This window comes from Pedobacter xixiisoli, assembly GCF_900215335.1.
Classification (GTDB): domain Bacteria; phylum Bacteroidota; class Bacteroidia; order Sphingobacteriales; family Sphingobacteriaceae; genus Pedobacter; species Pedobacter xixiisoli.
The window spans coordinates 155,346-169,059 of the sequence record NZ_OCMT01000005.1; the positions used below are offsets into that span (position 1 = coordinate 155,346).

The 13,714-nt window shown below is 38.3% G+C and carries 12 protein-coding genes and 3 tRNA genes; 14 read left to right on the forward strand and 1 reads right to left on the reverse strand.

Annotated elements, in window-relative coordinates:
* Window positions 1–88 precede the first annotated feature (88 nt).
* From CRO54_RS20265 to CRO54_RS20295, 7 genes are all read left to right on the forward strand, one after another.
* On the forward strand, window positions 89–436 hold the full coding sequence (locus tag CRO54_RS20265; protein ID WP_097133937.1) for a diacylglycerol kinase family protein: 348 nt from the start codon (window positions 89–91) through the stop codon (window positions 434–436).
* Window positions 437–1,162 (forward strand): DNA repair protein RecO, encoded by a 726-nt coding sequence (gene recO, locus CRO54_RS20270; RefSeq protein WP_097133938.1) that lies wholly within the window; start codon window positions 437–439, stop codon window positions 1,160–1,162.
* 103 nt (window positions 1,163–1,265) lie between these two features.
* Window positions 1,266–1,340, forward strand: a tRNA-Val gene (locus CRO54_RS20275).
* Between the two features lie 208 nt (window positions 1,341–1,548).
* Window positions 1,549–1,623 (forward strand) — tRNA-Val (locus tag CRO54_RS20280).
* A gap of 66 nt (window positions 1,624–1,689) precedes the next feature.
* Window positions 1,690–1,941 carry a GIY-YIG nuclease family protein gene (locus CRO54_RS20285; protein ID WP_097133939.1) on the forward strand — a complete coding sequence of 84 codons (252 nt, stop codon included), beginning with the start codon at window positions 1,690–1,692 and terminating at the stop codon, window positions 1,939–1,941.
* Window positions 1,912–1,990: transfer RNA gene (locus tag CRO54_RS20290), tRNA-Lys, on the forward strand. The genes CRO54_RS20285 and CRO54_RS20290 overlap by 30 nt, the downstream gene beginning before the upstream one ends.
* A 127-nt stretch (window positions 1,991–2,117) precedes the next feature.
* Entirely contained in the window at window positions 2,118–2,621 is a 504-nt protein-coding gene (locus tag CRO54_RS20295) for a DinB family protein (protein WP_097133940.1), read from the forward strand.
* 65 nt (window positions 2,622–2,686) lie between these two features.
* Here CRO54_RS20295 and CRO54_RS20300 read toward each other — a convergent pair whose 3' ends face one another.
* Window positions 2,687–3,898 carry an MFS transporter gene (locus tag CRO54_RS20300; protein WP_097133941.1) on the reverse strand — a complete coding sequence of 404 codons (1,212 nt, stop codon included), beginning with the start codon at window positions 3,896–3,898 and terminating at the stop codon, window positions 2,687–2,689.
* 250 nt (window positions 3,899–4,148) lie between these two features.
* On the opposite strand from CRO54_RS20300, the gene CRO54_RS20305 reads away from it, so the two are divergent.
* The 7 genes from CRO54_RS20305 to CRO54_RS20335 all read left to right on the forward strand — a co-directional run bounded on the left by CRO54_RS20305 (window position 4,149) and on the right by CRO54_RS20335 (window position 13,639).
* Window positions 4,149–5,129: a deoxyhypusine synthase family protein gene (locus tag CRO54_RS20305; RefSeq protein WP_097133942.1), complete on the forward strand. Its 981-nt coding sequence runs from the start codon at window positions 4,149–4,151 to the stop codon at window positions 5,127–5,129.
* A gap of 255 nt (window positions 5,130–5,384) precedes the next feature.
* Window positions 5,385–6,677: a c-type cytochrome gene (locus tag CRO54_RS20310; RefSeq protein WP_097133943.1), complete on the forward strand. Its 1,293-nt coding sequence runs from the start codon at window positions 5,385–5,387 to the stop codon at window positions 6,675–6,677.
* A 47-nt stretch (window positions 6,678–6,724) separates the two neighbouring features.
* Window positions 6,725–9,766, forward strand: coding sequence for a TAT-variant-translocated molybdopterin oxidoreductase (locus CRO54_RS20315; protein WP_097133944.1), 3,042 nt, complete (start codon window positions 6,725–6,727; stop codon window positions 9,764–9,766).
* Window positions 9,767–9,790: 24 nt separating this feature from the next.
* Window positions 9,791–11,263 (forward strand): NrfD/PsrC family molybdoenzyme membrane anchor subunit, encoded by a 1,473-nt coding sequence (gene nrfD, locus CRO54_RS20320; RefSeq protein WP_097133945.1) that lies wholly within the window; start codon window positions 9,791–9,793, stop codon window positions 11,261–11,263.
* Between the two features lie 2 nt (window positions 11,264–11,265).
* Window positions 11,266–11,802: a DUF3341 domain-containing protein gene (locus CRO54_RS20325; RefSeq protein WP_097133946.1), complete on the forward strand. Its 537-nt coding sequence runs from the start codon at window positions 11,266–11,268 to the stop codon at window positions 11,800–11,802.
* Window positions 11,774–12,382: a c-type cytochrome gene (locus tag CRO54_RS20330; protein ID WP_097133947.1), complete on the forward strand. Its 609-nt coding sequence runs from the start codon at window positions 11,774–11,776 to the stop codon at window positions 12,380–12,382. Before CRO54_RS20325 ends, CRO54_RS20330 begins: the two co-directional genes overlap by 29 nt.
* A gap of 15 nt (window positions 12,383–12,397) precedes the next feature.
* Complete coding sequence (locus CRO54_RS20335) at window positions 12,398–13,639, forward strand: quinol:cytochrome C oxidoreductase (protein WP_097133948.1); 1,242 nt, start codon at window positions 12,398–12,400, stop codon at window positions 13,637–13,639.
* The last annotated feature ends 75 nt before the right edge of the window (window positions 13,640–13,714 follow it).

The following is a 13,714-nucleotide window of genomic DNA, read 5'->3' on the forward strand; positions in this document are numbered from 1 at the left end:
TATTCGTTAACGTTGCCTTTATAAACAAGGTTTTCAGTTAATTGTTGTGACAATTAGTTTAACTTTAAACAGATAAAATTAAATCGAAATGTTACGGTTTTTCAAGAGTTTCAGATTTGCATCAAACGGTTTAAAAGAAGCCTTTAAAAGCGAGCTCAATTTTAAAGTTCATCTATTTTCGGTCGTAGTAGTGGTGCTTGCAGGTTGGTGTTTCGAGGTTTCTTTTTTAGAATGGATTGCATTAATTGTTTGTATAAGTGCGGTTTTGGCTACAGAACTATTCAATACTGCTATTGAGGTGCTGGTGAATTTAGTTTCTCCAGAGTTTAATCCAAAAGCTGGTTTGGTTAAAGATATTGCTGCTGCGGCAGTTTTAATTGTTGCTTTAATGAGTTTGGTTGTAGGTTTGATTATTTTTGTGCCTAAAATCTTTTAAATGCTGCATAAAACCAGAGGGATTGTATTAAGAACTACTACCTATAGCGAAAGTAGCGTGGTGGTACAGGTGTTTACGGAGAAATTCGGCATCCAATCCTACCTTATTAATGGTGTTAAAAAGCCAAAGGCGAAAATCCCAATGAATGTATTACAGCCATTGCATTTATTAGATATGGTAGTTTACCATAAACAGAATACACAAATACAAAGGGTGCAGGAGGCTAGGCCCATGCCAATGTTCAAAAGCATTCCCTACGATGTCATTAAAAATACCATTATCCAATTTCTAAATGAAGTGTTGTATAAAAGCATCAGGCAGCAGCATGTGGATGAACAGTTGTTCGAATACCTATATAATGCCATCTCTTGGTTTGATGAAACTGAAGGACTAAATGTGAATTTCCATTTGTCTTTCTTAATGAAGTTAACGCGGTTTTTAGGCTTTGCACCACAGCCCCAAGCGAGGGTTGACCAAAAGTATTTCGATTTGCAAGATGGAAACTTCACTTCTTTATCTCCAATACATCCATATTTTACTAGTGCGGAAGAAGGAAATTCGTTAATGCAGCTTTTGAATACTTCTTTTGAAAAAAATACTGAAATAAAATTTCCTAATAGCTACAGGAGGTTGCTGTTGGATAAAATATTGATTTACTATCAGTTGCATACCGCTTCTTTTGGTCAGGTTAAGTCACATCAGATTTTAGAAGAGGTGCTTTCTTAAAAAAAAGAAAAAAAGAATTGTAAAGAAATAATATAACACTATATTTGCATTCCCAAACGAAAACGGATAGATGTCCGGAAATAAGTAAGGAAATTGAAATATTGGAAAATTAGCTCAGCTGGTTCAGAGCACCTCGTTTACACCGAGGGGGTCGGGGGTTCGAATCCCTCATTTTCCACTTAATAAGTTTACAGGATAGTAAACGACATAGATAAATACTAGAAAATTAGTTCAGCTGGTTCAGAGCATCCCGATTTTTATCGGGAGGGTCGGGTTAGAAAGGAGTTGAAATATTAAAATACTAGAAAATTAGCTCAGCTGGTTCAGAGCATCCCGATTTTTATCGGGAGGGTCGGGTTAGAAAGGAGTTGAAATATTAAAATACTGGAAAATTAGCTCAGCTGGTTCAGAGCACCTCGTTTACACCGAGGGGGTCGGGGGTTCGAATCCCTCATTTTCCACATCAAGCCTTGTTAGTTTTACTAGCGGGGCTTTTTTGTTTTTGGCGAAATATCTAAATTTAAGATATGTTCACTACCTATATTCTTTATTCGGCTTCTCGGAACAAATATTACATTGGCTCTACCTCAGATTTGGTAAAGCGATTGGCAAAACATAATACAAATCACAAGGGTTTCACGGGTAAGACTGGAGATAGGAAAATTGTATACGCAGAAACATTTGAACTAAAGGAACAAGCGTCGAAACGAGAAAAGCAAATTAAATCTTGGAAGAGCAGGACAGCAATAGAAAAGCTAATCAGCTCAGCTAGTTCTTAGCATCCCGATTTTATCGGGAGGGTCGGGGGTTCGAATCCCTCATTTTCCACATCAAGCCTTGTTAGTTTTACTAGCGGGGCTTTTTTGTTTTTACTAATTTTTTTGTCCTTCTTACATTTTAACGCGTTCTAAAACACTTTCTTCGTTTCAATGTTTTAGTGATAAATCCTAAAACTATGATTCTCCAATCCTTAATCGCTGAATTTGAATATGAGGTAGAAAGTACGCGTAAGTTATTGCATGCTGTGCCCGAAAAAGATTTAAGATTCAGGCCTTCTCCAGTTTCGTGGACTATGGGCGAATTGGCTCAGCATATTGCGACAATTTATTATTGGTATGTTGGTGTATTTACCCAAGATGTTTACGATATGGCTACCGATAGTTTAGAAAGGGGGAGTCCCGATGATATCGGTGCTACACTTGAGCTTTTTGAAAAAAATACTGAGAAAGCGCTAAAGGTCCTAAAGTCTGTGAGTGAAGAAGACTTGCAAAAACCGTGGACGATGAAGATCGGTGAGAAGACGGTACTTGGTCCTTTGCCAAGAGCAGCGGTAGTGCGAAGTTTTTTGTATAATCACGTTTATCACCACAGAGGAGAAATGGTAGTGTATTTGCGTAGTACGGGTAACAAGCCTCCTGGACTTTATGGTCCAACTTACGAGGATGCCCAGCAGAAATAAAAGGAGAGAATAAAAAAAGCACTGGTGATGAGCCAGTGCTTTGCTAAATCTTGTATTTCCTGATTTTATTTTGCTTTCCTAGTCGTGCTAATGTTTGGTAAAAACATGGTAATTAAGCCTATTAATGGCAGATATGCGCAAATCGAGAAAACATAGTTGATGCTCGTCTTGTCAGCTAGATTTCCAATCAGCGCAGAGCCTAATCCACCCATACCAAAAGCAAAGCCGAAGAAAAGCCCTGCAACGAGCCCAACTTTTCCTGGGATCAATTCTTGTGCGTATACTAAAATTGCCGAAAATGCAGAAGCTAAGATCATCCCAATAGGAACAATTAAAATGCCTGTCCAAAATAAGTTGGCATGAGGTAATAGCAAAGCAAAAGGAGCAGCGCCTAAAATCGATACCCAAATCACATATTTGCGACCGATTCTGTCTCCAATTGGTCCGCCTAATAAAGTTCCAGCGGCTACCGAAAACAGAAATACAAATAGATAAATCTGTGAGGTTTGTACTGATACATGGAATTTATCAATCAGGTAAAAAGTGAAGTAACTGGTTAGGCTAGCCATGTAAAAGTATTTTGAAAAAATCAGAACCAATAAGATCACGATAGCAGAAATGACGGTTCTTTTAGAAAGTTGATGACCTTCTGTAGCTGCGGCACTTTTTTTAGCTTCGCGATTCATGATGTAGCCTTTATACCACTTCCCTACATAGCTCAATACCATGATAGCCAATAGTGCAATCACCGAAAACCAAATTACGCTAAACTGTCCCTTTGGTACGATAATCCAAGCGGCTAGAAGTGGGCCAATTGAACTTCCTGCATTTCCTCCTAATTGAAATACAGATTGCGCCAGACCTTTTTTTCCGCCAGATGCAGCATGTGCCATTCTCGATGCTTCCGGATGGAAGATTGATGAGCCTGTGCCCACCAAGGCAACCGAAAATAGAATAACGTAAAAGCTGTTTGATAGCGATAAAGTGATAAGTCCAATCAAGGTAAAGCCCATGCCGATAGCTAAAGAGTAGGGTTGAGGCTTTTTGTCTGTATATAAACCAACAAATGGCTGAAATAGCGATGCTGCCAGTTGAAAGGTAAGTGTGATTAACCCAATCTGTGAAAAAGTAAGGTGATAAGAATCTTTAACCAGAGGGTAGATCGCTGGAATTAAAGATTGGATAGTGTCGTTAAGTAAGTGCGAAAAACTTAAAGCAAATAAAATTGGGAATACGGTTGCGTTCGTTTTGCTAAAGTCTGAAGGGTTTGAGTTCATAATGACGAATGGTTTATGCAAAGCTAAGTATTTTATTGCTGCTGCGGTTGTAAGCTTTAATTCGGTTAAATTAACCACATAGAAACATAGTTGCCTTGCTTGTGTATCTAGTTTAAATGATTAATAGTAAGCCATTTTTAACCGAAGCCTATGTGTCTATGTGTTTCATTGGTTTGATTTTATATCAAATCGTAAACCTAAAATCATAAATCATTTGTATTTTTGCGGCGAAAACAAAATGAATATATAAATGAGTATTAACAGAGGACCAATATCGAAATTCATGGAGACTAATTATCTCCACTTTAATGCTGCAGCAATGATGGATGCGGCTAAAGGTTACGAAACGCATTTAGATGAGGGCGGTAAAATGATGATTACCCTTGCTGGTGCGATGAGTACAGCTGAATTGGGTATTTCGTTGGCAGAAATGATTAGACAAGATAAAGTTTCGATTATTTCTTGTACCGGAGCCAACTTAGAAGAGGATATCATGAACCTTGTTGCTCATTCACACTATAAAAGAGTGCCTAACTACCGCGATTTAAGTCCACAAGACGAGTGGGATTTGTTAGAAAACCACTACAACCGTGTAACTGATACTTGTATTCCAGAAGAAGAGGCTTTCCGCCGTTTGCAAAAACACATCCATGCCATCTGGAAAGATGCTGATGATAAAGGTGAGCGTTATTTTCCGCATGAGTTTATGTACAAAATGTTATTGAGTGGTGTGCTAGAGCAGTATTATGAGATCGATCCTAAAAACTCTTGGATGTTAGCTGCGGCTGAGAAAAACTTGCCAATCGTTGTTCCAGGATGGGAAGACAGTACCATGGGTAATATTTTCGCTTCTTATGTGATGAAAAAAGAAATGAATGCATCTACTATGAAAAGCGGTATCGAATATATGGGTTGGTTAGCTGACTGGTATATTGCTAATTCTGGCGGTAAGGGTATCGGTTTCTTCCAAATTGGTGGTGGTATTGCAGGTGATTTCCCTATCTGTGTAGTACCTATGCTTTACCAAGATATGGAGATGGAAAATATTCCATTTTGGAGCTATTTCTGCCAGATCTCAGATTCTACCACCTCATATGGTTCTTACTCTGGAGCTGTTCCTAATGAGAAGATTACTTGGGGCAAGTTAGATATCAATACCCCGAAATTCATCGTAGAAAGTGACGCAACAATCGTAGCACCATTAATGTTTGCTTGGATTTTAAAACAATAATTTAAATTCAAAATATCAAGGTGTGAAAGTCACACTAATTGTATCAGCGATTTTGCGAAAAATCGCTGATTTATTTGGTTCTAGTAGGTAAAATGGCAATAGTTTAGAATGATTATAAATTGTATTTCACTGTCATTAATATGTCATTGGTATGCTAATAAAGCTTACTTTTGTCCCATTATTTCTGAGAGGTAAATCACCATTCATCACTTAGATTAACAATTTTATTTCAAAATAAAGCATAAAATACTCATTATGAGGAATATCTCATTCGGACTTAAAAAATTTAGAAAAGCGACCTTTTTATTAGCTGTGCTATCTTTTTTAATTGTAAATGTATCGAAAGCGCAAGATGTTGCAGAGGGAAGAACATTATTCAAGTCTAAGTGTGCTTCTTGTCACGCCTTAGATCACGATGGTACTGGCCCAGCCTTAACTCCTAAAGTGAATTCGTTGGAGGAGTCTTATCTGATTCCTTGGATTAGAAACAACGTGGAATTAAGAGCATCAGGTAATGCGCAAGCTATTGAGGCAGCTAAATTCTCTCCTTCAGAGATGACAGCTTTCCCTACATTAACTGACGATCAAATTAAAAACATCATTGCTTATGCAAAAGAAGGCGAGCCTAAGAAAGCTGAGGACCCTACTTTAACAGGTGTTAAAGATGAAGGCGTTTCTGGTCTTTCTATCGCTGGTGTAATTGCGATTATCGTGCTGTCAATCGTAGTATTGGTAGTTTTAGGTAGAGCAGTTAAAATGTTGGAGCGTTTAATTCTTGAGAAACAAGGAATTGATATCGTTGAAGAAGAAAACGTTTCTTTAGTTGCTGGCGTTAAAGGCTTGTTCAAAAACAAGAAATTTGTATTCTTTACTGTATTGTGTTTGGTTATGGTTCTAGGTTCATTCGGTTGGATGGGTATGTGGGAGACTGGTGTTCACACAGGATATCAGCCAACGCAACCAATCAAATTCTCTCACGAGTTACACGCTGGTATCAATCAAATCGATTGTCAGTACTGTCACACTGGTGCATTCAAATCTAAAAACTCAACTATTCCTTCGTTAAACGTTTGTATGAACTGTCATAAAAACGTACAAGCAAGAACAGATGATGGTTTGATTTCTCCAGAAATTCAAAAAATCTATAACGCTTTGGGTTATAACCCAGATACTCAAACTTACGACAAGACTAAAGAGAAGCCAGTGGAGTGGGTACGTGTACACAACTTGCCAGATTTCGCTTACTTTAACCACTCTCAACACGTAGTAGTAGGTGAGGAAGCTATTCGTAAAGAAGCAGGTTTGAAACCTACAGATCCAGTTTGTTTCGCTTGTCACGGTCCAGTTAATACTATGGAAGAAGTTTATCAATATTCTCCATTAACCATGAAATGGTGTATCAACTGTCACAAAGATGCTGATATCTCTGGTAAGAAAAACGATGCTTTCTATGCTAACGTAATTGCTGCGCACGAGAAAATCAAAAAAGGTGAGAAAATTACACCAGCATTGTTAGGTGGTTTAGAGTGTGGTAAGTGCCACTATTAATTAATAGAGTTTTTTAAGAACGTTCGATAAACAGTAATATAGCTTAAATGGAAAGCAACAAAAAATACTGGAAAGGTTTGGAGGAGTTGAACAAAACTCCCGAGTTTGTTGAAAACAACAAAAGCGAATTTGCCGAGCCGCTTCCAATAGAAGATGTTTTAAGTGAAGCAGGATTAAGTACAGTTACCCCACGCCGTGACTTTTTAAAGGCACTAGGTTTTGGTTTAGGAGCTGTAACTTTAGCTGCATGTCAAAAAGCACCGGTACACAAATCAATTCCTTACTTAGTTAGACCAGAAGAGGTAACTCCAGGTATCCCTAACTTTTATGTTTCTAGTTTCAAAGGAAACAGTGTAATGGTTAAAACTGTAGTAGGTCGTCCAATTAAAATTGAGGCTAATCCTAATGCAGGAACGTTTAACTGCGGTACTGATGCACAAGCGCAGGCTTCGGTTTTAGATTTGTACGATGTATCTAAACTTAAAACTCCTTTATTAAAGAAAGAGGAGACGACTTGGGCTGATTTGGACAAATTCGTTAAAGGCGAATTGAACAAAGTACAAGCTTCGGGTAAGCAAATCCGTGTGGTAGCTAGTTCTTTGAACAGCCCATCAGCTAAAGCGGTAGTTACTGAGTTTACTGCGAAGTATCCTACTACTAAATTGGTTCAATACGATCCAATTTCTTACACTGGTATTATCCAAGCCAATCAAAACAGCTTTGGTAAAGCAGTGTTACCAAAATACAACTTCGAAAAAGCAGATTTAATTGTAAGCTTTGCAGCCGATTTCTTAGGAACTTGGATCAGCGGCGAAGAATTTACTGCTCAATATACTTCTAACAGAGATTACAAATCGTTAGAGAAAAAGAAAATGTCTCGTCACTTCCAGTTTGAAGCTGGTATGAGTTTAACAGGTACAAACGCTGATACTCGTATTGCTTTAAAATTATCGGAAGAAGGACCTGCATTAATCGCTTTATACAATGCAATTACTGGTGCTAGTTTGCCAGGCGCTGGCTTGCCAGATAATGCAAATGCTGATAAAGCCCTTAAATTAGTTGCTAAAGAATTATTACAGAACAAAGGTAAAGCAGTTGTAGTAGCTGGTTCTAACGATGTTTCTGTTCAAACTTTGGTTAACGCTATCAACGTTGCTATTGGTAGCTACGGTACTACTATCGATTTAGATAACCCTTGTAAACGTTACGAAGGTAATGATGCTGAATTTGCATTATTAGTTGACGAAATGAACAAAGGTGAAGTAGGTGCTGTATTCTTCTTAAATTCAAACCCTGCTTACGATGCAATCAACGCAAAAGCATTTACTGAAGGTTTAGCTAAAGTTGCTTTGAAAGTTTCTTTCTCTGATAGAGAAGATGAAACTGCGGATCTTTCTGATGTTGTTGCTATTACGCCTAACTATTTAGAGTCATGGGGTGATGCCAACACTTACGAAGGTTACTATACAATCGTTCAACCTACTATTAATCCAGTTTTCAACTCTCGTCAAGCTGAGCAAAGCTTATTGACTTGGGCTGATGCTCCGGTACAAGATTACTACCAATATGTACGTAACTTCTGGGAGAAAAATATTTTACCAGCAGCAGGTAAATCTTGGAATGATGTATTACAAACAGGTGTAATCGCTAATGCGCCGAAAGCAGCAGGTAGCTATGGTTTCACTTTATCTTTAGATGCAGTAGCAGCGGCTATCGTAGCAAGCAGCAAAGCGTTAAAGAAAGATATCGAGCTTCAAATTTTTGAAAGCATTCCAATGCGTGATGGTAAACAGGCCAACAATGCATTCTTGCAAGAGTTTCCTTGTCCAATTACCAAAGTAACTTGGGATAACTATGTAGCCCTGAATCCTCGCCAAGCGGAGAAGTTAGGTTATAAAGAATTTGATGTAGTAAGCATCAAAGCTGAAAACGGTTATACTGTAGATTTGCCAGTATTGTTCCAGCCAGGACAAGCAATGGGTACAGCTTCTGTAGCTTTAGGTTACGGTCGTACTAAAGTTGGTAAAGCTGGTAACAACGTAGGTAAAAATGCCTTCCCATTTGTAACTTATACTAACGGTACTTTAAAATATGCAACTACCGCTACTTTAACAGGTACAGGTCGTTGGGAAGAGTTAGCACAAACACAAACTCACTATTCTTTCGAGGGTAGAAATATCGTTCGCGAAGCTAGCTTTAAGGATTTCTTAAAAGATCCAATGGCTGGTTCGGGTAACCACCATAAACATAAAGTTTATGACTTGTGGACTACTGATAAGCACGAAATGTTGGGTAACAACTGGGTAATGGCAATCGATTTGAATGCTTGTACTGGTTGCGGTTCATGTATTGTTGCTTGTAACGTAGAGAACAATATCCCAGTTGTAGGTAAAGATGAGGTTCGCCGTCGTCGTGAAATGCACTGGTTACGTATTGACCGTTACTATAGCTTCAATGATGAGCAACATGGTGCGGTAACTGAGGAGAAAGAAATTGCTCACTTAGATAACTTAGAGAACGTTTCTGTAGTGCACCAACCAATGTTATGTCAACATTGTGATCACGCTCCTTGCGAAACTGTATGTCCAGTATTGGCAACGGTACACTCATCAGACGGCTTAAACCATATGGCTTATAACCGTTGCGTTGGTACTCGTTATTGTGCAAACAACTGTCCATACAAAGTTCGTCGTTTCAACTGGTTCAACTACTGGAATGATTCACGTTTTGATAACTACTTGAACAATGAGTTTACACAATTAGTATTGAACCCAGATGTTACTACACGTTCACGTGGTGTAATGGAGAAATGTTCAATGTGTATCCAACGTATCCAAGCTGGTAAGTTAACTGCCAAATTAGAGAAACGTGCATTGAAAGATGGCGATATCAAAATGGCTTGTCAAGAAGCTTGTTCTGCAAACGCAATTATCTTCGGTGATAAAAACGACCCTAACTCGGAAGTTTCTAAAGCCCTACGTAGCGAGCGTACTTACTACGTATTAGAAGAGATCAACGTTGAGCCAGGAATTGGCTACATGACTAAGATTAGAAATATAGATTCAACAACAAAAGAAGTACACGCTTAGGCTTTACTTACAGCAATATAAATTATGTCAGGACATAGCGAATCAATTTTAAGAGAACCGTTAATTACCGGCCAGAATATCACGTATGCTCAAATTACGGAAGAAATTCTATCACCGGTAGAAAACAAACCTAACAAGGCATGGTGGATTGGATTTATCCTTGCACTATGTGGCGCTACCCTATGGATCGTTTCTGTAGGTTACACCTTCTGGTTTGGTATTGGTGCTTGGGGATTAAATAAAACAGTAGGTTGGGCTTGGGATATCACCGGTTTCGTATGGTGGGTAGGTATTGGTCACGCTGGAACACTAATTTCAGCAGTACTATTACTCTTCCGTCAGAACTGGCGTAACTCCATCAACCGTTCGGCAGAGGCGATGACAATTTTCGCCGTTATTTGTGCCGCTACATACGTTGTATCACACATGGGCCGTCCATGGTTAGCTTATTGGGTACTACCTTTACCAAATCAATTTGGATCACTTTGGGTAAACTTTAACTCACCATTGGTATGGGATATGTTTGCGATCTCAACTTATTTCTCTGTATCATTATTATTCTGGTACACAGGTTTATTACCAGATATCGCAACAATTAGAGATAGAGCAACAGGCGTTCGTAAAAAAATCTATACTATCTTCTCTTTCGGATGGAGTGGTAGCGTGAAAACTTGGCAACGTTTTGAGGCCGTTTCGTTAATCTTAGCGGGTATCTCAACGCCACTAGTACTTTCGGTACACACTATTGTATCAATGGACTTTGCAACTTCAGTAATTCCAGGATGGCACACTACAATTTTCCCTCCTTACTTCGTTGCTGGTGCGATTTTCTCAGGTTTCGCGATGGTATTAACCCTAATGTTGGTAGTACGTAAAGTATTAGGCCTGGAGAATTATATCACCATGTTCCACATCGAGTCAATGAACAAGATTATCATCTTAACTGGTTCTATCGTGGGTGTGGCTTACTTAACAGAGTTCTTCATCGCTTGGTATTCAGGTTCACAATATGAGCAATATGCTTTCATTAACCGTGCAACTGGACCATACTGGTGGGCTTACTGGATGATGATGACTTGTAACGTAATCTCTCCGCAGTTGTTGTGGTTCAAAAAGGTTCGTTTAAGCATTCCTGCTACTTGGATTTTATCTATCGTAGTAAACATCGGTATGTGGTTTGAGCGTTTCGTAATTATCGTAACTTCATTACACAGAGATTACTTGCCATCAAGTTGGACGATGTTCTATCCATCTTGGGTAGATGTGGGCGTGTTTGTTGGCTCAATAGGTGTATTCTTTACGTTATTCCTATTGTTCTTAAGAGTATTACCTTCTATCGCAATTGCAGAGGTTAAAATGATATTGAAAACTGCAAGTGAGCAGTCTAAAATGAAATTGATCAAAGAAGGTCATTTAGATAAAGAACACGTAGCTGAATACGTAGAGTCTTTAGAGAAATTTGATAGTGTTAAACAAGAAGATTACGCAAAAATATAACAATGAGTAATATCAAATATATTTTAGGCAGTTTCGGTGATCCTGATGAGATGCTACACGGCATCGAGAAATTGCAGGAAAATAACATCGCTATTTACGATGTTTATACCCCAATGCCTATTCACGGTATCGAAGCAAAATTAGGCGTTAAAAGATCTAGGTTAGATGTAGCCGCTTTCTTTTTCGGAATTACAGGTACAATTACCATGCTTACCGGAGTTTACTTAGCTACAGCAGTAGATTGGCCAGTAAATATTGGTGGTAAAACGCACTTTGCTTTGCCAGATTTTATTCCAATTACTTTCGAGTTAACAATTCTATTCTGTGCTTTTGGTTTAGTAGGTTCTTATTATGCCTCTACCCACTTGTTTCCAGGAAGAGCACCAAGAGTAATGGATTTACGTGCAACTGATGATCGTTTCATCATTGCGATTGATGCAAAGCAAAATACTGAACACGAAAAAATTGACGAACTTTTAAAAGGAGCAGGTGCTTTAGAAGTTAAACATAATGAAAGGAAGTATCTTAGCTATGAATAAGAATAGAATTGTTTTAGGAGCATTTAGCTTACTGGCTTCTGTAGCGATGCTTTCGGCTTGTAACGATAACAAAAGTACAGGTTTAGAATACGCAAGAAATATGTATGATCCGATTGCTTACAATCAAGATCAACCAAATAAAAATTTTGCTAACGGAGCAACGTCACAAACGCCACCTCCAAATACGAACCCTGTTGATTATATCAGATATGAATATCCTAATACTAAAGAAGGATATGAAGCATCTGTAGCATTGGTAAATCCATTGGCATTAACAGAAAAGAACCTTACAGAAGGAAAGCATTTTTATACTGTTTTCTGTGCTCCTTGCCACGGCGAGAAAGGTGATGGCCAAGGTCATATCGTTAAATTAGATAAAGGTATCTCAGGTGTACCTGCTTATCATGGAGCTGACGCAAACTCATCTCGTGGTGGTTTAATGAAAGATATGCCAGCCGGAAAAGTTTATCATACCATTATGTATGGTTTAAATGCAATGGGATCTCATGCTTCACAACTTAGTCCTGAAGAAAGATGGAAAGTAGTGATGTATGTTCAACAATTACAAAAAATACAATAAGAAAAGCAGATATAAATGGGAACTCATCATTATAATTTAAGTGAACAATTTGAGTTTACTGGAAAAGCAAAAACCCTGAGTATTGTTGGTATCGTAATTGGTATTTTAACAATCGCTTACGGCTTGTTTTTTAATCACGAGCATGCACATGCAATGCACGAGCGTACCTATGCCAATCTATTATTGATGGGTTATTACTTCGCTTGCGTATGTATGTCTGCTACCTTCTTCTTGGCAGTGCAGTTTGTTGCACAAGCAGGATGGTCAGCATCTATATTGCGTGTACCTCAAGCAATGGCAAAAAACTTACCTTTAGCAGCTATAATTCTGATTGCAATTATTTCAGCTGGTTTGTTTACGCACAACCTTTATCACCACTGGGCTGATCCAGCGTTACTAGATAAAGGCAGCGATAGCTACGACAAACTTATTGATGGTAAATCGGCATTTTTGAATATCCCTTTCTTTTTAACAAGACAGTTCTTGTTCTTAGGATCGTATTCAATCTTCTCGTACTTTGTTACCAAATGGTCTTACAATGAAGATTTATCTGGAGGTTTGGAATCGTATCGCAAGAGTTTCAAATACTCATGTGTGTTCTTAGTAATCTACGGATTTACTACACCAGTTTTCGCTTTCGATACGATCATGTCGTTAGAAGCACACTGGTTCTCAACTATGTTCGGTTGGTATAACTTCGCTTCTATGTGGGTGAGTACTTTAGCTATCATTGCTATCGTGATCATCTTATTGAAGAAAGCTGGTTATATGAGCTGGGTTAACAATAGCCACTTACATAATCTGGGACAGTTTATTTTCGGTTTCTCCATTTTCTGGACTTACGTATGGTTCGCTCAATTCTTATTGATCTACTATGCGAATATGTCTGAGGAAACGGTATACTTCCACAAACGTTTCAACAGCTACGAGTTCTGGTTTTACCTTAACTTGGTACTGAACTTCTTATCGCCGTTATTATTATTAATGGATCGTGATAACAAGAGAAGTGTAAACATCTTATTGACTGTGTCTATCATCGTAGTATGTGGTCACTGGGTAGATTACTACCAAATGATTATGCCAGGTGTATTTGAATTTGGTCCTAAAGATGGTAGCGGTTTCGGAATTTTGGAAATTGGTATTGCAGCAGGTTTCGTAGGTTTGTTTACCTATACTACATTAAGTGCATTGAGCAAAAAGCCATTGGTGGCAAAAAACCATCCGTTTTTACAAGAGAGTTTACACCACCAATTATAATCACTGCGATTACAATAAACATTAATATAAAACAGTACGTAGTACTACTTTTAAAGAAAATGAGTTTAAGAAGAT

Excerpts from the sequence above, each read along its gene's own strand:
- CRO54_RS20265 (WP_097133937.1), top strand. The coding sequence starts at position 89 with ATGTTACGGTTTTTCAAGAGTTTCAGATTTGCATCAAACGGTTTAAAA.
- recO (WP_097133938.1), top strand. The coding sequence starts at position 437 with ATGCTGCATAAAACCAGAGGGATTGTATTAAGAACTACTACCTATAGC.
- CRO54_RS20285 (WP_097133939.1), top strand. The coding sequence starts at position 1,690 with ATGTTCACTACCTATATTCTTTATTCGGCTTCTCGGAACAAATATTAC.
- CRO54_RS20295 (WP_097133940.1), top strand. The coding sequence starts at position 2,118 with ATGATTCTCCAATCCTTAATCGCTGAATTTGAATATGAGGTAGAAAGT.
- CRO54_RS20300 (WP_097133941.1), bottom strand. The coding sequence starts at position 3,898 with ATGAACTCAAACCCTTCAGACTTTAGCAAAACGAACGCAACCGTATTC.
- CRO54_RS20305 (WP_097133942.1), top strand. The coding sequence starts at position 4,149 with ATGAGTATTAACAGAGGACCAATATCGAAATTCATGGAGACTAATTAT.
- CRO54_RS20310 (WP_097133943.1), top strand. The coding sequence starts at position 5,385 with ATGAGGAATATCTCATTCGGACTTAAAAAATTTAGAAAAGCGACCTTT.
- CRO54_RS20315 (WP_097133944.1), top strand. The coding sequence starts at position 6,725 with ATGGAAAGCAACAAAAAATACTGGAAAGGTTTGGAGGAGTTGAACAAA.
- nrfD (WP_097133945.1), top strand. The coding sequence starts at position 9,791 with ATGTCAGGACATAGCGAATCAATTTTAAGAGAACCGTTAATTACCGGC.
- CRO54_RS20325 (WP_097133946.1), top strand. The coding sequence starts at position 11,266 with ATGAGTAATATCAAATATATTTTAGGCAGTTTCGGTGATCCTGATGAG.
- CRO54_RS20330 (WP_097133947.1), top strand. The coding sequence starts at position 11,774 with ATGAAAGGAAGTATCTTAGCTATGAATAAGAATAGAATTGTTTTAGGA.
- CRO54_RS20335 (WP_097133948.1), top strand. The coding sequence starts at position 12,398 with ATGGGAACTCATCATTATAATTTAAGTGAACAATTTGAGTTTACTGGA.